This is a genomic window from Streptomyces sp. NPDC002698, assembly GCF_042888945.1.
GTDB lineage: Bacteria > Actinomycetota > Actinomycetes > Streptomycetales > Streptomycetaceae > Streptomyces.
Genome location: NZ_JBIAQM010000014.1, coordinates 125,775 through 146,764, shown reverse-complemented (window position 1 = coordinate 146,764; position 20,990 = coordinate 125,775). Strand labels below are relative to the sequence as shown.

Below are 20,990 nucleotides of genomic sequence, written 5' to 3'. Positions count from 1 at the left end.
CAGCACGTCCCGCGGTGGGTTCGTCTCCGGTCCCGGCCTTCCGGCACCTACGATCATGCCGTGGTCCTCTTCGTCCTGGAACGCGTGTCCCGGCACTCCGTCGCCGAGAGCTGGCGGCGGCTGACCGACTGGCCCCGGCACGCGGACGTCGTCCCGCTGACCCGGGTCAGCGTGCGCACCCCGGCGCCGACGCGGGAGGGCACGGTCTTCGTGGCACGGTCGGGGCTCGGGCGGCTCGCGTTCGACGACCCGATGGAGGTCGTCGCGTGGAGCCCGCCGGGCGACGGGGTCCCGGGAACGTGCCGGCTGGTCAAGCGCGGCACGTTCGTCACGGGCTGGGCCGAGTTCGAGGTGCGCCCGGCGGACGGCGGCGGTTCACGGGTGGTCTGGCGGGAGGACCTGAGCGTGCGCGTCCTGCCCGCCCTCGCCGACCGCCCGCTGGGGTGGTCGGCGCGGTGGATGTTCGGGCGGGCGGTGGACGGGTTGCTGGGGCCGGAGTAGTTCAGCCTCCCGGAAGAACGGGAGTGGTTCAGCCTCCCGGAAGAAGCGGAGGCTCGGCCCACCGGACCAGTTCCAGAGCCTGTTGCGGGAACCAGTCGCCCGCCTTCGGATCGACCGTGCCGCGCTCGGGGTCCTCGGGCCCCGCGGTTCCGCGCAGGCAGAGGCCGTCCGACTCACCGGGTGTCTTGATCCACAGCCGGGCGTCCTGGAGCGGGTCGCCGGTGCGCAGCGTGGGGCGGGCGCCGAGGCCGCGGTCCGGCGGGTTGCACCAGTCCTGCGCGTCCGTGTAGGTGCCCGCCGGCGGGGTCCAGGGGCCGCGGCCGTTGCGGCTGGAGTCCGTGACGAAGTGCTTCATCCGGGACGGCGGGGTCGACACATGCTCGTCGAGCCAGGCCTGCGCGTCGGCGCGCGGCCACCACTGGTTGGGGCACTGGGCGGTGTCACCACCGCCGTCGGCGTAGGCCAGGCAGGACGAGATGAGCTTGCCGTACCAGGAGTCGGCGTCGTCGGTGTGGTAGTTCGAGGCGTTGGTGTAGAAGCCGGAGGCCCGCGCCACTCCGCCCTCGATCAGGCGCGGCACGATGGAGTTGACGGAGTGCCAGCCCGGGTGCCCGGTGTCGAGATAGACCTTCGTCCCGCGCAGTGGTTCCAGGGCGTCGACCGCGTAGTTGACCTCCGCGTAGCGCGCGGTCGTCCTCGTGCCCTGCGCGTCGTCCTGGCCGCAGTCGGAGGGCAGCAGGGCGAGGGCGTCGGGTTCGAGGGTGACGATCGCGTCGCCGCGGCCGATCCCGCGGGCCACCGCGTCGATCCACGCCTGGTACTCGGCGGTGTCCGCGGCGCCGCCCGCCGAGTAGTTGGAGCAGTCCCGGCCGGGAATGTCGTACAGCGCCAGCGCGGGAATCGCGCCGTCACGGCCCGCGTCGCGCACCACCGCGCGGACCTCCTTCTCCACCTCGGCCGGCGTCTGGTCACCGAACCACACGGCCTGCGGGGTGTTCACCATCGCCACGATGCCCGCCGCGTCGCGCAGCCGGCCGGCCCGGGCGAGGCCGAGGGCCTGCTGGTACGCCGCCGGGTTGGCATCGGGGACGTACAGCGACGGTGCGCGGTCGGCGGCCTCGGCGGCGTGCGCCGGTGGTACGGCGAACAGGGCTGCCAGTCCGACGGACAGAGCGGCGAGCCAGGTGGGGGTGCGTCGTCTCATACGGGTTCACTCCGGGGTCGCAACGGTCACGAGGGACTTGCGGGAGCGCTCCCACAGGAGGTTCGCCGAGCGACGTGCCTGCGTCAATACAAGGCACAGAAGAAAGGCCCGCCGCACTCCGCGGCGGGCCTAGGACCTGTCGTTTGGATCAGTTCGCAGACGCGGGGTCTGGCACGCACTCCTCCAAGCTCTGCGAGCAGGGGGGACCCCCAGCGGCGTTGTCGTCGGTCGCCGACGTCCCCCAGCCTTCGGCCGGGAGGTGCCCCCACCGCGTCGCCTCCCTCCTCCGCCTTGCAGCTGCACGCACCAGACCCCGCTCACCGGCGCAGAGCAGTCCCGTCGATGCCCTGCAACCTGATCCGAACGACAGGCCCTAGCCCTGGCCCTCAAACCTTCGAGCACACGCGGCAAGCGCCTTCCCGCCGTGGTGGCGAGAGGCCCGAGTCCAGCCTCGCCGCCCCGCCCGGGAAGGCACTTTCGCGTCCCGGCACGATCCGGGGGACGCCGATGCAGGCCGAACTCGCAGGCTATGGCAGCGTGTTGACCATGTACCACCAGTAGGCGTTGACGGCCCCCAGAACCCCGCCGGCGGCGGTGAACGCCAGGTAGCGGCCCGTCGCCTTGTTCTTCAGCGCGAAGGTCCCGGACGGGCCGGCGGCCCTGAACCAGTTGAAGGCGTCGCCGGTACCCTCCGAGATGAGCACTTCCCCGCGCGTGCTGAGCAGACGCTCCCGGTTCCCCTGGGAGTCCATGTTCACCAGCGATACGGAGCCGTCGTTGTTGTTGGTCATCTGCCAGACGGCGTTGTCGCGCCCTTCTCTGTACCAGAGCTGGCTGGCCTTGCAGACGACCATGCCGTGGTAGTCGAGGTCCCCGAGCCACAGATCGGGTTTGTCCTGCGGGGCCAGCACGTAGGTGTTCGCCTGCGCGGCGACGGCCGCGTGCGCGGGGCCGGCCGGCGCGGCGTCGGCGGGGAGCGCCGCGGCCGAGCCGGCCATGAGGACGGTCAGGGCGGCGGCGCATGACAGTGCTGCGGTGTAGCGAGACATCGTGGTCCCTTCTCTCCTGCACGGCAGGAGAAGCTGCGAAGGAGGGGGAATGCAGTGGATGGAGACGGTCGGGAAAGGAGGAGCGCGCCGTCAGCGCTTCAGCACGGTGAAGGTGACGGCGGCGTTGTCACCGCCGCCGCCGTCCTTCCGGCAGGTGTATCCGGAGGGAGGCGAGCAGGAGTATCCGTTGCCGCCCGCGTAGGGGTTGTTCCAGGAGACGCTGACGGTGCCGACGTTGAGCATGTTGTAGACGGCCGTTCCTTCCGTCCCCGTCATGAAGCCGTTCGACTCCGACTGCCAGATCGCGTTGGACATCGGGTACACGTGGTCCGGAGGGATCAGGTTCTCGCTCCAGGTGCCGTGCACCAGGCTCGACGAGGTGCGCAGCATCTCGTTGGGCGTACGGTTCTGCAGCGTGACGTGCGTGCTGCGCGCCGCGGACGCCGACCGCGGGCCGCGGGAGGCGGCGGCGGTCCGGCCGCCGCCGCTGATGGTGAACCACACCTCCGCGTTGTCACCGCTGCCACCGGAGCGCGCACAGCTGTAGCCGGCGGGCGCCGTACAGCTGTAGCTGTTGCTGCCCACGTAAGGGTTGTCCCAGTGGAGGGAGACCTCACCGGCGTTGCCGAGGGAGTAGCGGGCGCTGCCTTCCGTCCCCGTCATCACCCCGGAGGAATGGGAGCCCCAGACGACCTGGCTCCCGCCGTCGATGGCCTCGGGCGGCGTCCCGTCGTCCCAGACCCCGTGCGACAGCGACGAGTAGTTGCGATACAGGGTCGTGGTGGTGCCGTTGACGACGTGCACCCGGGTACTGCGGGCCGACTGCGCCGACACCGTGGACGCGTGCGCCGTGTCGTGCTCTGCCGCGGCGGCAGAACTGCCGGCCGAGGCGAACACGGCCACGGCGGCCATGGCGGTGGCGGCAATGGTGCCGCTCGCCGTCACCGCCCTGCGCACCGCGCCTGGGCCCCTGCGAATTCGTGTGCTGTGTGACATCGCGCCTCCTGATCCGTGTTCCGGGCTTCCGGAAAAGAGCTTGCCGAGGAGGCCTAACGGTGGTGTAACGCCGAACAGGAGCGGCAGAAGCACCCGGCCGTTAGGTCGCCGTAAAGCCTTGGCCACCACCCCGCCCGAGGTGCGGACCCCCGTCCACGGCGCTGCACGGCGAACGACGGACGACGGATTGCGTCGCACTCGGCAATTGAATTCGGTACGACCCATTCCGGCCCCGCGGCCTCTCGCTGAACACCTTTCACGCTTTTCGTGTTACCCCGCGCACTCGGGTCCGGTGGCAGAGATCACTGGAACTCACGCAACACGACAAGTTCTGGACGGACTTGAAGCGCCGATTGTCCAATTCCCGATCCATGCACCCCATTTCGAGGGTGAGCATGCTTGTCTGACTCCTCGTGAATGTCCGCCCGGACGACATGGCCAAGGGAACAATGCTGATGGAATTCCGGCTTCTCGGGCCGGTTTCGGCTTTCACGGGTGACAAAGAGGTGCCACTCGGCCCTCCCAAGCGCCGAGCCGTGCTGGCGCTGCTCCTGCTCGCCGACGGCACGCCCGTCAGCGCCGAGCGGATCATCGACGCGCTGTGGGACACCCGGCCACCCACCCACGCCCGCACCATCGTCTACGGTCACGTCTCCGCACTGCGCGGACTGACGCGTACGACGCCCGCGGCCGAACTCGTCACCGGGAGCGGGGGCTACGCCCTGCGCGCCGCACCGGGCTCGGTGGACGTGTGGCGCTTTCACGACCTGGCGCGCCGTGCCGCGGCGGTCTCCGCCGAGCGGCGGGCCGCGCTCCTGGCCGAAGCCCTGGGCCTGTGGCGGGGCCAGGCGCTCGGCGGGATCGGTGACACCCCTTCGCTGACGGCGGCCGCCGGCCAGTTGTTGGAGGAACGCCTCGTCGCGCTGGAGCGGTACGCCAACGCCCTGCACGCGTGCGGCAAAGGGGCGGACGCCCTCGCCCTGCTGCGGCCCGCAGCCGAAAACCATCCGCTGCGCGAATCCCTGATCGCGGCCACGGTCCGTTCCCTGCATGCCGCCGACCGCCAAGGCGACGCCCTCGCCCTCTTCCGCCGCACGCAGCGACTCCTCGCCGAGGAACTGGGCGTCGATCCGGGCCCCGCACTGTCGAAGGCGTATCTCGACGTTCTGCACTCCCGGCCACCCCACCCACCCGTCGCCGAGACACCCCCACCGGCCGCGCCCGGGCCGCGGAGAGCGGCGAACCCGGCCGCCGCCCCGCGTCCCTCCCCACCGGTCCCCTGCCTCCTGCCGCGCGCCCCGGCCGGCTTCACCGGCCGCACCGCCGACCTCGCCCGCCTGACCGCCATCGCATCGGCCGGCACCGCCACCCTGAGCGTGGTGACCGGCCCGGCCGGCGTCGGCAAGACCTCGCTGGCGCTGCACTGGGCGCACGCGCACGCCGACGACTTCCCCGACGGCATCCTCTACGCCGACCTGCACGCCCTGGAACCGGACGGCACCGGCAAGCCGCATATCGGCGTCCTGCACGACTTCCTGTCGGCCCTCGCCGTCGAGGAGGAACGCCTGCCACGTCATGGCCGCGCCGCCGAAACCCTCTACCGCTCCCTGCTCGCCGACCGCCGCGCGCTGATCCTTCTCGACAACGCCCGCGACTCGGCGCAGGTCCGTCCGCTCCTGCCCGGCACGCCCCGGTGCACGGTGCTGGTCACCAGCCGCAACCGGCTCGAAGGGCTGGTGGCCACCGACTGCGCCCGGCTGCTGCCGCTTCAGCGCCTGGTGCCCACGGACGGCGTACACATCCTGCGCGGCGTCATCGGCGAGCTGCGCGTGGCCGCCGAACCCGCTGCCGCCGAGGAGCTGTCCGCCCTGTGCGACGGCCTGCCCCTGGCGCTGCGGCTGGCCGCCGCCCGGCTCGTGGCACGACCCCGGCTCACCCTGCGCGCGATGGCCGACGACCTGGCCGACGAACACCAGCGCCTGTCCCTGCTCGCCACCGAGGACCTCGGCGTCGCGGCGACCCTGCGTCTGAGCGTCCAGCAACTGCCTGCGGCCGGGGCTCTGCTCTTTCGCCAACTGGCCCTGCACGTCGGCTCCGAACTCGACGGCGGTGCCGCGGCGGCGCTCAGTGGCGTGCCGCCCGCCGCCGCGCGCGCGGCCCTGGAGGAACTCGCCGCGGCCCACCTCGTCGAGGAACGGGCCGGCGGCCGCTATCTGATGCACGACCTCGTCCGGCTCTACGCACGCTCCCTGCCGGCGCAGGCCGACGCGACGGGACTCGAACGCCTCCTGGTGCACTACCTGGCCGCCGCCCAAGCCGCCGCCGCGGCGGCCGAACCGGGCAGCCAGCCCTGCTGCTCCCTGCCCCCGCGGGCGTCCCCGCCCAGCCCGCCGCCGGCCTTCGCCGACCGTGCCACGGCGATGGCGTGGTACGTCACCGAGCGCGCGAACCTCACCGCCGCGGTGGCCGCGGCAGCCAAAGCCGGGCATCCGGAACTGGCCTGGCGCCTCGCCGTCCAGCTCTGGCCGCTGATCGTGCGGCAGGTCCACGACGGCTGGGAACCGACGCTCGAACACGGCCTCGCCGCCGCTGTCGCGCTGGGCGACACCGACGCCGAGTCGCGGCTGTGCGCCCTGCTGGGCTGGGTCCTCACCGAGAACGGCCGGCACACCGCGGCGCTGACGCATCTCAGCCGCGCACCCGACCTGGCCCTCAAGGTCGGAGACCGGCGCGGGCAGGTGATCGCCCTGATCAACTGGGCGGTCGCCCTGGAGCGCACCGGGGAACTGACCGACGCCGGCATCCGGCGCGAGGAGGCGGCCGGGATGGCCCGCTCCCTGGCCCACCCCCACACCGAGACGCTGGCCCTGTATCACCTGGCGACCCACCTTCTGACCGTCGGCCGCCCGCACGAGGCCCTGAGCCAGTGCCGGCAGGCCCTGGCCCTCGCCCCGCACCAGCAGTCCGACGAGCGCCGGGCCCTGCTGCTCACCACCTGCGGAAACGCCCTGCGGGCCCTCGGCCGTGACAGGGAGGCCCGGCACTGCCTCCACCAAGCCGCGGCCCTCAGTGGGGGGAGTGGGGGGACAGGCGGCACACACGGCCACGCCCGCACGAACGGCTTCGCGCCCAGCGGCGCGGCCTCGGTCCGTGACCGCGCCCTGACGGGCTGAGTCTGCGGATCCGCGGGGATGTCCACCGCGGCTCCGCTTTCCCGCAGGGATCCGCCCGGAAGGCGCGACGCGTCGGCGGTAACTGCCCAAGAAGCGGATGAACCATTCGCCCAGGGCGGCTCCGGCCCGTTGTGCCCACCCTGACAGGCGGGCCAACGGGCCGGAGAGCCGAGGGATGTCGGTCGCGGGCCCTCAGGCCACCGACCCGATCTCCCGCACCGGAACCGAGGGTGTGTCGTGGTGGATGGGGGTGTGCGCCCCGGTGAGGGAGACCCCGCTTCCACCGCGCCGGTCGGCCACGATCTCCGCCGCGATCGACAGGGCCGTCTCCTCGGGGGTCCGCGCCCCCAGGTCCAGGCCGATCGGCGACCTGAGGCGGGCCAGCTCGATCTCGGTGACGCCGACCTCGCGCAGCCTCTCGTTGCGGTCCAGGTGGGTGCGGCGCGAGCCCATGGCGCCGACGTACGCCACCGGGAGCCGCAGCGCGAGCCGGAGCAGCGGGACGTCGAACTTGGCGTCGTGGGTGAGGACGCACAGGACGGTACGGGAGTCGACCTCCGTGCGCTCCAGATAGCGGTGGGGCCACTCCACGACGACCTCGTCCGCCTCGGGGAAGCGGGCCGCCGTCGTGAAGACCGGGCGGGCGTCGCACACCGTCACCCGGTAGCCGAGGAACTTGCCCACGCGGACCAGTGCCGAGGCGAAGTCGATGGCACCGAAGACGATCATGCGCGGGGGCGGGACCGAGGACTCCACCAGGACCGTGAGCGGCGCTCCGCAACGAGAGCCCTGCTCTCCGATCTCCACGGTGGCGGTGCGGCCGGCGTCCAGCAGGGCCGCCGCCTCGCCCACCACCGTACGGTCGAGTTCGGGGTGGGCCCCGAAACCGCCCTCGTGGGAACCGTCGGGACGCACGACGAGGGCGCGGCCCATCAGCTCGGCGGGCCCGCTCACGACGCGGGCGAGCGCCGCCGCCTCGCCGCGCGCCGCTCGGGCCAGGGCCGTCGCGAGCACCGTCCGGCGGGCGGTGTCGTGCGAGCGGACCGGGGTGACCAGGATGTCGATGACGCCGCCGCAGGTCAGGCCGACCGCGAAGGCGTCGTCGTCGCTGTAGCCGAAGCGTTCGAGGACGGTCTCGCCGTCCTCCAGCGCCTGTGCGCACAGGTCGTAGACCGCCCCTTCCACGCAACCGCCCGAGACGGAGCCGATCGCCGTGCCGTCGGAGTCGACGGCGAGCGCGGCGCCGGGCCGGCGGGGCGCGCTGCCGCCGACCGCCACCACGGTGGCGACGGCGAAGTCGCGGCCCTGCTCGACCCACCGGTGCAGTTCTTCGGCGATGTCCAGCATGTCTCGGTCTCCTCGGCAGCGGTTGCGTGGAAGGGCTCGGCGTCAGCGGACGCCCAGCCAGCCCTCGATGGGGTGGAGCGCGAAGTACACGAAGAAGACCGCCGTCAGACCCCACATGAAGGCCCCGATGTCCCGGGCCCGGCCCTGGGCGGTCTTGACGGCGACGTGACTGATCACACCGGCCGCCACGCCCGCGGTGATCGAATAGGTGAACGGCATGATCACGACCGTCAGGAAGACCGGGACGGCGGTGGCGCGGTCGGCCCAGTCGACGTGGCGCGCGTTCGTCATCATCATGGCGCCGATGACCACCAGGGCCGCCGCCGCGATCTCGCCCGGGACGATCGCCGTGAGCGGGGTGAAGAACAGGCAGGCCGCGAAGAGGAGGCCGGTGACGACGGAGGAGAGGCCGGTACGGGCACCCTCGCCGACGCCGGTCGCGGACTCGACGAAGACCGTCTGACCGGACGCTCCGGCCACTCCGCCGACCGCTCCGCCCGCGCCGTCGATGAACAGCGCCTTCGACAGACCGGGCATCCGGCCCCGGTCGTCGGCCAGCCCGGCCTCGGTGCCGACGCCGATGATCGTGGCCATCGCGTCGAAGAACCCGGCGAGCACCAGAGTGAAGACGATCATGCCGACCGTCATGGCGCCGACGTGGCTCCAGCCGCCGAACTCGACCTGGCCGAAGAGCGAGAAGTCCGGCATCGAGACGGCGCTGCCGTGCAGTTCGGGGGCGCCGCCGGCCCACTGACCGGGGTCGATGACACCGGTGGCGTCGAGGACGACGGAGACGGCCGTGCCAAAGACGATGCCGATGAGGATCGCGCCGGGGACACCGCGCGCCTGGAGCGCGAAGATCAGCAGCAGGGTCGCGGCGAAGAGCAGCACCGGCCAGCCGGCGAGTTCGCCGGTGGGGCCGAGGGTGAGCGGGGTCGCCTTGCCCTGGTGCACGAAGCCGGCCTTGACCAGGCCGATCAGCGCGATGAACAGGCCGATCCCCATGGTGAGGGCGTGCTTGAGCGCCGGCGGGATCGCGTTCATGATCATCTCGCGCAGCCCGGTGACGACCAGGAGCATGATGACCGCGCCGTACATCACGCACATGCCCATGGCCTGCGGCCAGGTCATCTGCGGGACGACCTGCGAGGAGAGCACCCCGGACACCGAGAGCCCGGCGGCGAGGGCGAGCGGCACCTTGCCGACGAAGCCCATGAGAAGGGTGGTGAAGGCCGCCGCGAACGCGGTCGCGGTGATCAGCGCCTTCTGGCCGAGCGCGTCCCCCGCCACGTCCTTGCCGGACAGGATGAGGGGGTTGAGCAGCAGGATGTACGCCATCGCCATGAAGGTGGTGACGCCGCCGCGCACCTCACGCGCGATCGAGCTCTCCCGCCGGGAGATGTGGAAGTACCGGTCGAGCCGAGACCGTCCGGCCGGGACGCGGCCGCCCGCGCCCGCGTCCTGCGCGGTGGTCTTCGGCTCCAGTGACTGCTGGGTCATGTGGGCCTGCTCCCAAGGTTCAAAGGGGCACCCGGACAGCCGTCCTGACGGCTGGTCAACCGCGCCTGCGGTTGCGGGATTTGGGAAGGTGCTTCGGCCGCACGACCCGGGGGACGGCCCGAGACGAACGTGGGAAACGAGAGGAACGAGAGGAACTCTGTTGCTGTACGTGTCTGTTGCTTGCTGCTTTCCCTGCGGCTCCCGGTCCCGCGAGCGGTGCGGTGACCGGGTGCTCCGGGCGGCGCGGCGAAGTGTGACGTTCCCGGCGCCGCCCGGAGAGATGCGTCCGGCGCCTACGCGGTTCCCGTGAGGTGTTCGGGGCGTACCGGCGTCCGGTCGAGCGCCAGACCCGTCGCGTCCCGGATCGCCGCGAGGACGGCCGGGGTGGACGACAGGGTCGGGGCCTCGCCGATGCCACGGAGCCCGTAGGGGGCGTGGTCGTCGGCGAGTTCGAGCACATCGACGGGGATGGTCGGCGTGTCGAGGATGGTGGGGATCAGATAGTCCGTGAAGGAGGGGTTGCGCACCTTCGCGGTCTTCGGGTCGACGATGATCTCCTCCATGACCGCGACGCCCAGGCCCTGGGTGGTACCACCCTGGATCTGGCCGATGACGGACAGCGGGTTGAGCGCCTTGCCGACGTCCTGGGCGCAGGCCAGTTCGATGACCTTGACCAGCCCGAGTTCGGTGTCCACCTCGACGACGGCGCGGTGCGCGGCGAAGGAGTACTGGACATGGCCGTTGCCCTGCCCGGTACGCAGGTCGAAGGCCTCGGTCGGCCGGTGCCGCCACTCGGCCTCGACCTCGACGGCCTCCGATTCGAGCACGTCGGCGAGATCGGCGAGGACCTCGCCGCCGTCGGTGACGACCTTGCCTCCCTCCAGGAGGAGTTCGGCCGTGGCCCACGCGGGGTGGTACGTACCGAACTTGCGGCGGCCGATCTCCAGGACCTTCTCGCGGACCAGCTCGCAGGAGTTCTTGACGGCGCCACCGGTGACGTACGTCTGACGCGAGGCGGACGTCGAACCGGCGCTGCCCACCCGGGTGTCGGCCGGCTGGATGGTCACCTGGGCGACGCCCAGTTCCGTGCGGGCGATCTGCGCGTGGACGGTGACGCCGCCCTGGCCGACCTCCGCCATCGCGGTGTGCACGGTGGCGACCGGCACACCGCCGACGACCTCCATGCGGACCCGGGCGGTCGAGTAGTCGTCGAAGCCCTCGGAGAAGCCGACGTTCTTGATGCCGACGGCGTACCCGATCCCGCGGACGACGCCCTCGCCGTGCGTGGTGTTGGACAGGCCGCCGGGCAGTTGCCGTACGTCGGCCTCCTCGCCCGCGGAGAGCCACTGCCGCTCCGGCGGCAGCGGCATCGCCTTGACGCGGCGCAGGAGTTCGGCGACCGGGGCCGGCGAGTCGACGCGCTGCCCGGTCGGCAGGAGCGAGCCCTGTTCCATCGCGTTGAGCTGACGGAACGCGACCCGGTCCATGCCCACCTCGTCGGCGAGCTTGTCCATCTGGGCCTCGTACGCGAAGCACGCCTGGACCGCGCCGAAGCCGCGCATGGCTCCGCAGGGCGGGTTGTTGGTGTAGAGCGCGATGGCCTCGATGTCGACGTCGTCGACCACGTACGGGCCGACGCCGAGCGAGGAGGCGTTGCCGACGACCGCCGGGGAGGCCGACGCGTACGCGCCGCCGTCGAGCACGATCCGCGCCTTGATGTGCGTGAGCCTGCCGTCCTTGGTCGCCCCGTGCTCGTAGGTGAGCTTGGCGGGGTGGCGGTGGACGTGTCCGAAGAAGGACTCGAAACGGTTGTAGACGATCTTGACGGGCTTGCCGGTGCGCAGGGCCAGCAGGCAGGCGTGGATCTGCATCGACAGGTCCTCGCGGCCGCCGAACGCGCCGCCGACCCCGGAGAGGGTCATCCGGACCTTGTCCTCGGGCAGGCCGAGCACCGGGGCGATCTGGCGCAGGTCGGAGTGCAGCCACTGGGTGGCGATGTAGAGCTCGACGCCGCCGTCCTCACAGGGCACGGCGAGGCCGGACTCGGGGCCGAGGAAGGCCTGGTCCTGCATGCCGAAGGTGTACTCGCCCCTGACGACGAAGTCGGCCTTCTTCGCGGCCTCTTCGGCGTCGCCGCGGACGATCGGCTGGCGGTGCACGATGTTCGGGTGCGGGACGTGGCCGATGTGGTGGTCGTCGCGGCCCTCGTGGACGAGGACCGCGCCGGGCGCGGTCGCGGACGCCTCGTCCGTGATCACCGGCAGCTCGCGGTACTCCACCTTGATCTTGGCGGCGGCGCGGCGCGCGGTCTCCGGGTGGTCGGCGGCGACGATGGCGACCGGCTCGCCGTGGTGGCGTACCTTGCCGTGCGCGAGGACCGGGGTGTCCTGGATCTCCAGGCCGTAGTTCTTCACGTCGGTGGGCAGGTCGTCGTACGTCATGACGGCGTACACGCCGGGCTGTGCGACGGCCTCGGAGGTGTCGATGGACACGATCTCGGCGTGGGCGACCGTGGAGCGCAGGATCTGGCCCCACAGCATGTCCTCGTGCCACATGTCGGAGGAGTACGCGAACTCGCCGGTGACCTTGAGGGTGCCGTCCGGGCGGAGCGTGGACTCGCCGATGCCGCCCTTGGTCCGGGAGCCCTGCGTGATGTTCGTGGGTGTTCCGGTCGTTCCCATGATCAGACCGCCTCGGACTGCCGGGCGGCCGCGAGGCGGACCGCGTCCATGATCTTCTCGTAGCCGGTGCAGCGGCACAGGTTGCCCGAGAGCGCCTCGCGGATGTCCGCGTCGGTCGGGTTCGGGGTGCGCTCCAGCATCTCGTCCGCCGCGATCAGCAGGCCCGGGGTGCAGAAGCCGCACTGGACGGCTCCGGCGTCGATGAACGCCTGCTGGACGGGCGAGAGTTCGTCGCCCTCGCCGGTCTGAGAGTCGTGCCCCCTGGCGGCCCAGCTCTGGGCCTCGTCGAGCGAGATACCCTTCGCCTCGGCCGTGTCGCAGGCACCCGTCGCGCAACCGGCGCGCTCCGACCGCTGCTTGGCGAAGTCGGCCAGCCCCTCGACGGTGACGACCTCGCGGCCCTCCACCTGGCCGGCGGCGACCAGGCAGGAACACACGGGCACACCGTCCAGACGGACCGTGCAGGAGCCGCACTCGCCCTGCTCGCAGGCGTTCTTGGAACCGGGCAGGCCGAGACGCTCGCGCAGGACGTACAGGAGGCTCTCGCCCTCCCAGACGTCGTCGGCCTCCTGCCTGCGGCCGTTGACCGTGAAGTTGACACGCATTACGCGACTCCCTCCGTGCGGGCGGCGGCGCCGCGGTAGGACTCCCAGGTCCAGGTCAGCGTGCGACGGGCCATGACACCGACCGCGTGGCGGCGGTAGCTCGCCGTGCCGCGGACGTCGTCGATCGGGTTGCAGGCGGCGGAGCACAGCGCGGCGAACTGCTTGGCCACCGAAGGGGTGATGATCTTGCCGTTGTCCCAGAAGCCGCCCTCGTCGAGCGCCGCGTTCAGGAACTCCTCGGCGGTCCTCGCGCGGACCGGGGTCGGCGCGGCCGAACCGATGCCGGTGCGGACCGTACGGGTCTCGGGGTGCAGGGCCAGACCGAAGGCGCACACCGCGATCACCATGGCGTTGCGGGTGCCGACCTTGGAGAACTGCTGCGGTCCGTCCGCCTTCTTGACGTGCACGGCGCGGATCAGCTCGTCGGGCGCGAGCGCGTTGCGCTTCACGCCGGTGTAGAAGTCGTCGATCGGGATCAGCCGCGAACCGCGCACCGACTGGGCCTCGACCTCGGCACCCGCCGCGAGGAGGGCGGGGTGGGCGTCGCCGGCCGGGGAGGCGGTGCCGAGGTTGCCGCCGACGCCGCCGCGGTTGCGGATCTGCGGGGAGGCCACCGTGTGGGAGGCGAGAGCCAGCCCGGGAAGCTCACGGCGCAGGTTCTCCATGATCCGGGTGTACGGAACGGAGGCGCCCAGGCGCACGCTGTTCTCGCCGGCCTCCCACTCGCTCAGCTCGCCGATGCGGTTCAGGTCGAGGAGGTACTCGGGCCTGCGGTGATCGAAGTTGATCTCGACCATCACATCGGTGCCACCCGCAATCGGCACAGCGGTCGGGTGCTCGGCCTTGGCGGCGAGCGCCTCCTCCCAACTGGCGGGGCGAAGGAAGTCCATGAGTGGCTCTCTTCATTCGTGTCGTGGGTGTTGTGATCAAGCCAGATCGGGTGCGGCGTCCTCGGCTCGGTCATGAGGTCTCAACAGCGGAGTGGGGTCAGTACACAGCGGTGTCCGGCACCGGGGTCAGTCACCGAAACCATGAAGGAGTTCGCTGGCCAGCGCGCGCATCTTGTAGATTCGTATGAACCGAGACCATCGGCAACCTCTTCGTTTTCCTCCGGAAACAGTCGGCCGGTCCTCTGGAAACAATCGGTCGGTCCTCCGGAAACGGACGGCCCGGCCCTCCGGAAACAGGGACACGCCCCACGGAAACGGGGCACGGCCCTCCGGAACCGAGGAGCCAGGGGCGGTGCCGCGGGTTTCCCGGAACCCACGGACAGCTCCGCGGAGCCCGGGAGGCCGACGGCCCCTCCATCGATCCATCGTAGATTTCGAGACAAAGAACGGCGGCGACGAGAATGCGGCTGCGCGCACTGCTGGACACGGACGCGCTGGGCCTGCGGCTGCTCGGCGGCGAGGACGAGCTGGACCGCACCGTACGCGGTGTGATGACCACCGACCTCAAGGACCCGAGCCGCTATCTGTCGGGCGGCGAAGTGGTCCTGACCGGCCTCGCCTGGCGGCACGACGCCGAGGACTCCGAGCCGTTCGTCCGCATCCTCGCGAGCGCCGGGGTCGCGGCCCTGGCCGCGGGCGAGGCGGAGCTCGGCGACATCCCCGACGACCTGGTCGTGGCCTGCGCCCGGCACCGGCTGCCGCTGTTCGCCGTGAACGAGTCGGTCGCCTTCGCCACGATCACCGAGCACGTCGTGCGCCAGGTCTCCGGCGAGCGCGCCGGGGATCTGGCCGCCGTGGTCGAGCGGCACCGGCGGATGATGACCTCGGGCCCGGCGGGCGGCGGCCCCGACGTGGTCCTCGACCTCCTCGGCACCGACCTCGACCTGCGCGCCTGGGTCCTCTCGCCCGCCGGACGGCCCATCGCGGGCTCGAAGCTCGCGGGCGGCGCGCTGCCCGCGGGTACCCGCGCCGAGCTGGCCGCGGCGCATCTCACGGCGGTCCGCAGCGGGCGCCGGGGACCGCACCGGGTGACGGTGGGCCCGGCGATGTACTCGCTCTTCCCGGTCCGCTCCGCCGGGCGCGCCCCGGGCGCCCTCCGGGACGTCCGCGAGACGGTGCTCTCCGACTGGCTGCTCGCCGTCGAGGCGGACGCCGGGGACTGGCCCGACGAGCGGCTCGACCTGCTCCAGGGCGTCACCCAGCTCATCGCGGTGGAGCGGGACCGGCGGGACGCGGCGCGCACGGTGCGCCGACGGCTGGCGCAGGAAGTCCTGGAACTCGTCCAGACGGGGGCCGCGCCCGCCGAGATCGCGGCCCGGCTGCGGGTCGCGGCGCCGGTGCTGCTGCCGGGCCTCGGCGCGGCTCCGCACTGGCAGGTCGTGGTGGCGCGCGTCGAGTGGGACGGCGGCGAGGTCGAGGGCGGCCCGGTCGCCCAGGCGCTGCTGGAGGAGATCCTCGTCGACCCGCTGTCGCCGGGGCCGGAGCTCTCCGACCGGATCGCCGTCGCCCATACGGGTGCCGAGGCGGTCGCGCTCGTCCCCCTTCCGGCGGTCTCCTCCGACGAGGAGGGCTCCGAGCCCGGTCTGCACGCCGACACGCTGCTGACGGCCGTACGGGAGCCGTTGTCGGCCGGTCTGGACAACGACGGCCGGCTCACCATCGGCGTCAGCGCGGCCGTGCACTCCGCCGAGGGGCTGCGCGGCGCCCTGGAGGAGGCACGGCACGCCCGCCGGGTCGCCGCGGCCCGCCCCGGACGGGTCTGCGCCGCCGGGCACCAGGAGCTGGCCTCGCACGTCCTGCTGCTGCCGTTCGTCCCGGACGACGTGCGCCGCGCCTTCACCGCCCGTCTGCTGGACCCGCTGCGCGAGTACGACGGCCGGCACCGCGCGGAGCTGATCCCGACCCTGGAGGCGTTCCTCGACTGCGACGGCTCCTGGACGCGCTGCGCGGCCCGTCTGCACCTCCACGTCAACACGCTGCGCTACCGCGTCGGCCGTATCGAGCAGTTGACGAGTCGTGATCTGTCGCGCCTGGAAGACAAGTTGGACTTCTTCCTGGCACTGCGGATGAGCTGACCCCAGGAGCCCCGGGCGACCCGGCACGGGACCGATGACTTTGTGAAATCCTTCACCTACCCTCTTGGCCGGGCCCGGTGATCCGTGCTGAGATGCCACCACTCAACAGCTCAATGGCGTGCTCGGGGAGGGCAACGTGGCGCATACCGCCATGTCTGGTACCGGAACCACTGCAGGGGACGATCCACTCCAGACCGCGGTATGGCGGCTGCGCTCGCGCGCCTGCTGGGCCGACGCGGCCGCGCTGATCCAGCCGCGCGCTGCGGGGCCGGCGCTCCAGAGAGCGTCGCTCCTGGTCGAGCGCTGTCTCTACACCGAGCAGGGCTGGGCCGAGGCGGAGGACGCGCTGCGCACGGCCGAGGCACTGGCACAGAGCGACGACGAGCGGGGCGCGGCCGCCTGCGAGCGGGGCCAGCTCGCCTACGCGGCCACCCTGCTGGGCGTGCGCGACCGGGCCGACGAGGCGCGGGCGGCGCTCGGCCGGGCCGCGGCGCTGCTCGCGCCGGGCGTGCCCGGCCGGGCGCTGCTGGACTTCCGGCGCGGACTGCTCGCCGAGAACCTCGCGCACGCGCCGCAGGCGGCCCGCGCCGCGTACCGGCGGGCGCACGCGGGCGCGACCGCCCAGAACGACGCGCTGCTGCTGTCCTTCACCTGGCGGCATCTCGCCGGACTCGCCTTGCGCGAAGGGGAGTTGGCGGAGGCCCGGCACGGCTTCGCCGAATCCCTGCGGATCCGGGAGGAACTCGGATACCTGGTCGGTACGGCGCCGGCGCTGGCGTCGCTCGCCGACACCGAGGCCGAGCCGGAGGCCTCGCGGCTGCGGGCGGAGGCGGGACGGCTGTTCCGGCTGCTCGGGGGCGTCCCCCTGTGGCTGGCGGACCAGTTGACCCCGGCGCCACCCGCCGCTACGGCCTGACCGTCCGGACCCACCCGAGCAAGTGACCCCGTCCGAAGGGCGCCCGCCGGACTCCCGGCGAGCGCCCTTCGACGTGACGACACCCGACGGGACGCACACCCGGGCTCCGAGCTCCGGGACCGGTGCGCTCGGGCCGCTGAAGCCGGAACGGAGCCGGCGGGCGAAGCGACGGACGGGGTCGGTGAAAGCGCCAGGGTCGGCGGGGGCGGCGGAAGCGGTGGGGGCGGCGGGGTGCCGCGCCCTCGGCCGGTCAGGACGCGCCGGGGTCGGCCGGGTACCGTCCCCTCGGCCTGCCAGGAGGCGCCGGAGTCGGCGAGGTGCCGTCCCCGCGGCCGGTCAGGACGCGCCGGTGAAGTGCTCCCGTACCAGCGTCTGGACGACCGTCAGGTCCTCGGCGATCAACGCGTCCAGCAGCGCGGTGTGTTCGGCCGCGTCGGCCACCAGGTCGGCGCGGCCCCGGGAGACGGGACCGCCGACGAGCGGCCACTGGGCACGGCGGTGCAGATCGTCGGCGATGCGCACCAACTGCGCGTTGCCCGCGAGGGCGAGGACCGCACGGTGGAAGGACCGGTCGGACTCCGCGTAGGTCACGCGGCAGCCCGAGGAGGCGGCCCGCACGGTGGCCTCGGCGAGCGGACGCAGCTCGGTCCAGCGGGCGGCGGGCACGGTACGCGCGAGCCGGAGCATCACCGGGACCTCGATCAGGCCCCGGATCTCGGCGAGTTCGGCCAGTTCCCGGGTGCCGCGCTCGATGACGCGGAAGCCCCGGTTGGGGACGACCTCGACGGCGCCTTCGAGGGCGAGTTGCTGCATCGCCTCCCGGACGGGCGTCGCCGACACCCCGAAGCGCTCGCCGAGCGCGGGCGCCGAGTACACCTCGCCGGGAGCGAGTTCGCCCGAGACGAGCGCGGTACGCAGGGCGTCGACGATCTGCCCCCGGACGGAGGCGCGCTGGACGACGGGGCGGGCGGCCTCCGAACGGACAGCGGGGCGGGCCTCCTCGGCGTGCGCGGGGCGGGCGTTCGGCTCGCGCACGGCCGGACGGGTCTCCTCGGCGTGCGCGGGCCGCGTGCCCCCGGCATCCGCTCCCGGCCGGGCCCGGTCCGCGCGCGCGGGGCCGGCGTTCTCCGGCCGTCCGGCGGGGCGCGCCCCGCCGGCGGGTGCGGGCCCGACGTTCCCGGGGTTCGCGGCGGGACGGGTGTCGTCCGTACGTACGGCTGCGCGGGTGTCCTCCGTGCGCGGGTGCGGGATCGGCTCCTCGCTGTGCGTGTGCTCACCGCGGGCCGAGGCCAGGACCACGGGGTGAGCACCGGCCGGCCCGGCACCGGGACCGTCGCCCGCGGGCACTCCCCTGACCCGTCCCACGTCCGCGGGCCCCGGCTGCCGCGGGACCAGGAAGGCGCCCCCGTGGATGTCCGGGACCCACGCCCCGGTGGAGCCGTGCGCGCCGCGCGGACCGGTCTGCTCCACGGTTCCTCCTCCGGGTCGTCGGTACTGGGGTCGAGGTGTCGATCGTCACTGGCCCGTCAAGCACGATAGGCGCACACGGCCCCAGTTCAAACACCCGACCGACAGGGTAAGGTAAGGCTTACCTGCTGACGATCGTGAAGCGATGGTTTCGCATGTCCACTCCCACGCTGTCGGCCGAGACCGTCACGACCGCCCCGGCGGCCACGACCGTTCCGGCCGGCCTCGGCACGCCGGCCGCCGCCGTGTCGCCCTTCGCCGACGCCTACGCACGGCTGAGCGAGGCCTTCCCCGACCTGGGCGTCACCGAGCTGGGAACGGGTGAAGCGGCCCCGCGGGGCCCGGGTTGGGCCGTCGCCGCCCGGCTCGCCGAGGGCGGGCCGGACCTCGACGCGTTCCTCGCCTGGGACGAGGCCCAGGTGCTCCGGGACTACGGCACGCGGGCACGGCCCGACGTGGTGGCCGGTTTCGGACTGCACCGGTACGCGTGGCCGGCCTGCCTTCTGATCACCGTTCCGTGGTTCCTCCGGCGCCGGGTGCCCCGCCTGCCTGTGGAGGACGTCACATTCCAGCGCGAGCAAGGCCGGATGGCCGTCCGGATCACCACGTTCGCCTGCCTGCCGGACGACCCGGCCGCCGCCCTGCCGGGTGCCCGGGTCGTGCCGGACGAGGAGGCGCTGCGCGCGGAGGTGCGCGCCGCGGTGGCCGAGCACCTGGAGCCCGTCCTCGGCGGCTTCGGGCCGCGCATGCGACGGCGCGGCCGGGCACTGTGGGGCATGGCCACGGACGAGATCGTCGAGGGCCTCTGGTACGTCGCCGGTCTGCTCGGCGAGGAGCGGCGCGCGATGCGCGAGCTGGAGCTGCTGCTGCCGGACTCGACCCGGCCGTACGTCGGCTCGGCGGCCTTCCGCGAACTGACGGGTCCCGACGGGGAGTCCCTGCCCACCCGCGACCGGGTGAGCTGCTGCCTCTTCTACACCGTGCGCCCCGAGGACACCTGCGGCACCTGTCCGCGCACCTGCGACACGGCCCGGGTCGCCAAGCTGACCACCGCCGACGCGAGTTGAGACGACCGGGGCGGGCGCGACCGTGCGCCGCCCCGCCCCCGGAACCGGGTCTCGGCGCACCTCAGCACCTCAGCACCTCAGCACCTCAGCACCTCAGCACCTCAGCACCTCAGCACCTCAGCACCCGAGCGGCGTACGCGGTCCGTCCGCGGTCCGGCCTCGGATCACAGGTACTTCACACATTCCTCACTCGTCCCGGGAACTTTCCGCGGAACCATCCGTATGGGTAGTCTTATTCGTACTCAACTCCCGTCCCTCGCGCGGCAGTTCGAGCAGAAAGTCGCCCTGCGCACCTTCTTGCACTTCCTTGGCGGCCTCTTGCCCCGAAACCCCCTGAGGGCCGATGTGATTGGGCCACTATGGCGGGCGTTACGCCCTATCCCAATGCAAGGGACCCCCGATGAGACTGACCGACATATCGCTGAACTGGCTGCTTCCAGGCGCCGTTCTGCTCCTGGGCCTGCTGGCGGCGGTGGCGGTGCTCGCACGCGGCAAGCGGTCCGGGGACAGCGCGAGCAGCGACGACTCGTGGGAGCGCACCGAGGAGCGCCGCAGGCGTAAGGAGGCCGTCTACGGCACGGCCTCCTATGTCCTGCTGTTCTGCTGTGCCGCCGTCGCGGCGGCACTCTCCTTCCACGGCCTGGTCGGCTTCGGCCAGCAGAACCTCGGCCTCTCCGACGGCTGGGAGTACCTCGTCCCGTTCGGCCTGGACGGGGCGGCGATGTTCTGTTCCGTCCTCGCGGTGCGCGAGGCCAGCCACGGTGACGCGGCGCTCGGCTCCCGCATACTCGTGTGGACCTTCGCCGGTGCCGCGGCCTGGTTCAACTGGGTGCACGCGCCCCGGGGCGTGGACCACGCCGGCGCTCCGCAGTTCTTCGCGGGGATGTCCCTGTCGGCCGCCGTCCTGTTCGACCGGGCCCTGAAGCAGACCCGCCGGGCCGCCCTGCGCGAGCAGGGCCTGGTGCCGCGTCCACTGCCGCAGATCCGTATAGTCCGCTGGCTGCGTGCCCCCCGTGAGACGTACAGCGCGTGGTCGCTGATGCTCCTGGAGAACGTCCGGTCCCTGGACGAGGCCGTGGACGAGGTGCGCGAGGACCGGCGCCAGAAGGAGCAGACCCGACTGCGCCGCCGCAACGAGGAGCGGGTCGAGCGAGCGCATCTCAAGGCGCTCAGCCGCGGCTTCCCCGGCCGCGGCGCCGCCCGGGAGCTGGAGACCACCGTGGAGCGGGCACCCGCCGGGAGCTCCACGGAGCCCGCCATATCCACCGCGGAGCAGCTGCCCGTACGATCGCGGCCCTCCCTCACCCCCGTCCGCAAGAGCACTGAGCCGATCACCGTCGACCTCACCACGGAGGACGACACGATGGCCCTGCCCCGGCTCGACTCCCTGGAGCGCAAGCTCAAGGACCTTGAACAGCAGTTCGGCTGAGCCCGACAAGGACCCGGGCAGCCTGGCCGG

At 72.6% G+C, this 20,990-nt stretch carries 15 protein-coding genes; 6 read left to right on the top strand and 9 right to left on the bottom strand.

Translation table 11 applies throughout. From position 1 onward, the window contains the following. The first annotated feature begins 60 nt into the window (after positions 1-60). Positions 61-501, top strand: a complete 441-nt coding sequence (locus ACFYW9_RS21390; RefSeq protein WP_389152500.1) for an SRPBCC family protein — start codon at positions 61-63, stop codon at positions 499-501. 28 nt (positions 502-529) lie between these two features. Here ACFYW9_RS21390 and ACFYW9_RS21385 read toward each other — a convergent pair whose 3' ends face one another. The 3 genes from ACFYW9_RS21385 to ACFYW9_RS21375 form a co-directional block, all read right to left on the bottom strand. After that, complete coding sequence (locus ACFYW9_RS21385) at positions 530-1,705, bottom strand: glycoside hydrolase family 6 protein (RefSeq protein ID WP_389152497.1); 1,176 nt, start codon at positions 1,703-1,705, stop codon at positions 530-532. 527 nt (positions 1,706-2,232) lie between these two features. Further along, positions 2,233-2,754: a hypothetical protein gene (locus tag ACFYW9_RS21380; protein WP_389152494.1), complete on the bottom strand. Its 522-nt coding sequence runs from the start codon at positions 2,752-2,754 to the stop codon at positions 2,233-2,235. 90 nt (positions 2,755-2,844) lie between these two features. Continuing rightward, on the bottom strand, positions 2,845-3,711 hold the full coding sequence (locus tag ACFYW9_RS21375) for an aegerolysin family protein (protein WP_389152490.1): 867 nt from the start codon (positions 3,709-3,711) through the stop codon (positions 2,845-2,847). 545 nt (positions 3,712-4,256) lie between these two features. Between ACFYW9_RS21375 and ACFYW9_RS21370 the strand changes: the two genes are divergently transcribed. Beyond that, positions 4,257-6,923 (top strand): BTAD domain-containing putative transcriptional regulator, encoded by a 2,667-nt coding sequence (locus ACFYW9_RS21370; protein WP_389152487.1) that lies wholly within the window; start codon positions 4,257-4,259, stop codon positions 6,921-6,923. A 192-nt stretch (positions 6,924-7,115) separates the two neighbouring features. Here ACFYW9_RS21370 and ACFYW9_RS21365 read toward each other — a convergent pair whose 3' ends face one another. From ACFYW9_RS21365 to ACFYW9_RS21345, 5 genes are all read right to left on the bottom strand, one after another. Next, positions 7,116-8,270, bottom strand: a complete 1,155-nt coding sequence (locus tag ACFYW9_RS21365) for an XdhC family protein (protein WP_389152484.1) — start codon at positions 8,268-8,270, stop codon at positions 7,116-7,118. A 42-nt stretch (positions 8,271-8,312) separates the two neighbouring features. Then, positions 8,313-9,770 carry an NCS2 family permease gene (locus ACFYW9_RS21360; RefSeq protein WP_389152481.1) on the bottom strand — a complete coding sequence of 486 codons (1,458 nt, stop codon included), beginning with the start codon at positions 9,768-9,770 and terminating at the stop codon, positions 8,313-8,315. A 293-nt stretch (positions 9,771-10,063) separates the two neighbouring features. After that, positions 10,064-12,451, bottom strand: coding sequence for a xanthine dehydrogenase family protein molybdopterin-binding subunit (locus ACFYW9_RS21355; RefSeq protein ID WP_389152478.1), 2,388 nt, complete (start codon positions 12,449-12,451; stop codon positions 10,064-10,066). Positions 12,452-12,453: 2 nt separating this feature from the next. Next, positions 12,454-13,056: a (2Fe-2S)-binding protein gene (locus ACFYW9_RS21350; protein WP_389152474.1), complete on the bottom strand. Its 603-nt coding sequence runs from the start codon at positions 13,054-13,056 to the stop codon at positions 12,454-12,456. After that, positions 13,056-13,946 carry an FAD binding domain-containing protein gene (locus ACFYW9_RS21345; protein ID WP_389152471.1) on the bottom strand — a complete coding sequence of 297 codons (891 nt, stop codon included), beginning with the start codon at positions 13,944-13,946 and terminating at the stop codon, positions 13,056-13,058. Before ACFYW9_RS21345 ends, ACFYW9_RS21350 begins: the two co-directional genes overlap by 1 nt. A 461-nt stretch (positions 13,947-14,407) precedes the next feature. Between ACFYW9_RS21345 and ACFYW9_RS21340 the strand changes: the two genes are divergently transcribed. Beyond that, entirely contained in the window at positions 14,408-16,081 is a 1,674-nt protein-coding gene (locus tag ACFYW9_RS21340; protein WP_389152468.1) for a PucR family transcriptional regulator, read from the top strand. Positions 16,082-16,217: 136 nt separating this feature from the next. After that, positions 16,218-16,997, top strand: coding sequence for a hypothetical protein (locus ACFYW9_RS21335; RefSeq protein WP_389152465.1), 780 nt, complete (start codon positions 16,218-16,220; stop codon positions 16,995-16,997). A gap of 336 nt (positions 16,998-17,333) precedes the next feature. Here ACFYW9_RS21335 and ACFYW9_RS21330 read toward each other — a convergent pair whose 3' ends face one another. Further along, positions 17,334-18,248: an FCD domain-containing protein gene (locus ACFYW9_RS21330; RefSeq protein ID WP_389152656.1), complete on the bottom strand. Its 915-nt coding sequence runs from the start codon at positions 18,246-18,248 to the stop codon at positions 17,334-17,336. Between the two features lie 371 nt (positions 18,249-18,619). Here ACFYW9_RS21330 and ACFYW9_RS21325 point away from each other — a divergent pair, with 371 nt between their 5' ends. Both ACFYW9_RS21325 and ACFYW9_RS21320 read left to right on the top strand, forming a co-directional pair. Next, positions 18,620-19,531, top strand: coding sequence for a (2Fe-2S)-binding protein (locus tag ACFYW9_RS21325; protein WP_389152462.1), 912 nt, complete (start codon positions 18,620-18,622; stop codon positions 19,529-19,531). A 400-nt stretch (positions 19,532-19,931) separates the two neighbouring features. After that, positions 19,932-20,960: a DUF2637 domain-containing protein gene (locus tag ACFYW9_RS21320; protein ID WP_351861219.1), complete on the top strand. Its 1,029-nt coding sequence runs from the start codon at positions 19,932-19,934 to the stop codon at positions 20,958-20,960. Positions 20,961-20,990: the final 30 nt, after the last annotated feature.

Bases quoted from the DNA above. Each gene is read 5' to 3' on its own strand.
- ACFYW9_RS21325 (WP_389152462.1), top strand. From the start codon at position 18,620: ATGTCCACTCCCACGCTGTCGGCCGAGACCGTCACGACCGCCCCGGCG.
- ACFYW9_RS21380 (WP_389152494.1), bottom strand. From the start codon at position 2,754: ATGTCTCGCTACACCGCAGCACTGTCATGCGCCGCCGCCCTGACCGTC.
- ACFYW9_RS21360 (WP_389152481.1), bottom strand. From the start codon at position 9,770: ATGACCCAGCAGTCACTGGAGCCGAAGACCACCGCGCAGGACGCGGGC.
- ACFYW9_RS21320 (WP_351861219.1), top strand. From the start codon at position 19,932: ATGAGACTGACCGACATATCGCTGAACTGGCTGCTTCCAGGCGCCGTT.
- ACFYW9_RS21350 (WP_389152474.1), bottom strand. From the start codon at position 13,056: ATGCGTGTCAACTTCACGGTCAACGGCCGCAGGCAGGAGGCCGACGAC.
- ACFYW9_RS21385 (WP_389152497.1), bottom strand. From the start codon at position 1,705: ATGAGACGACGCACCCCCACCTGGCTCGCCGCTCTGTCCGTCGGACTG.
- ACFYW9_RS21340 (WP_389152468.1), top strand. From the start codon at position 14,408: ATGCGGCTGCGCGCACTGCTGGACACGGACGCGCTGGGCCTGCGGCTG.
- ACFYW9_RS21345 (WP_389152471.1), bottom strand. From the start codon at position 13,946: ATGGACTTCCTTCGCCCCGCCAGTTGGGAGGAGGCGCTCGCCGCCAAG.
- ACFYW9_RS21355 (WP_389152478.1), bottom strand. From the start codon at position 12,451: ATGGGAACGACCGGAACACCCACGAACATCACGCAGGGCTCCCGGACC.
- ACFYW9_RS21365 (WP_389152484.1), bottom strand. From the start codon at position 8,270: ATGCTGGACATCGCCGAAGAACTGCACCGGTGGGTCGAGCAGGGCCGC.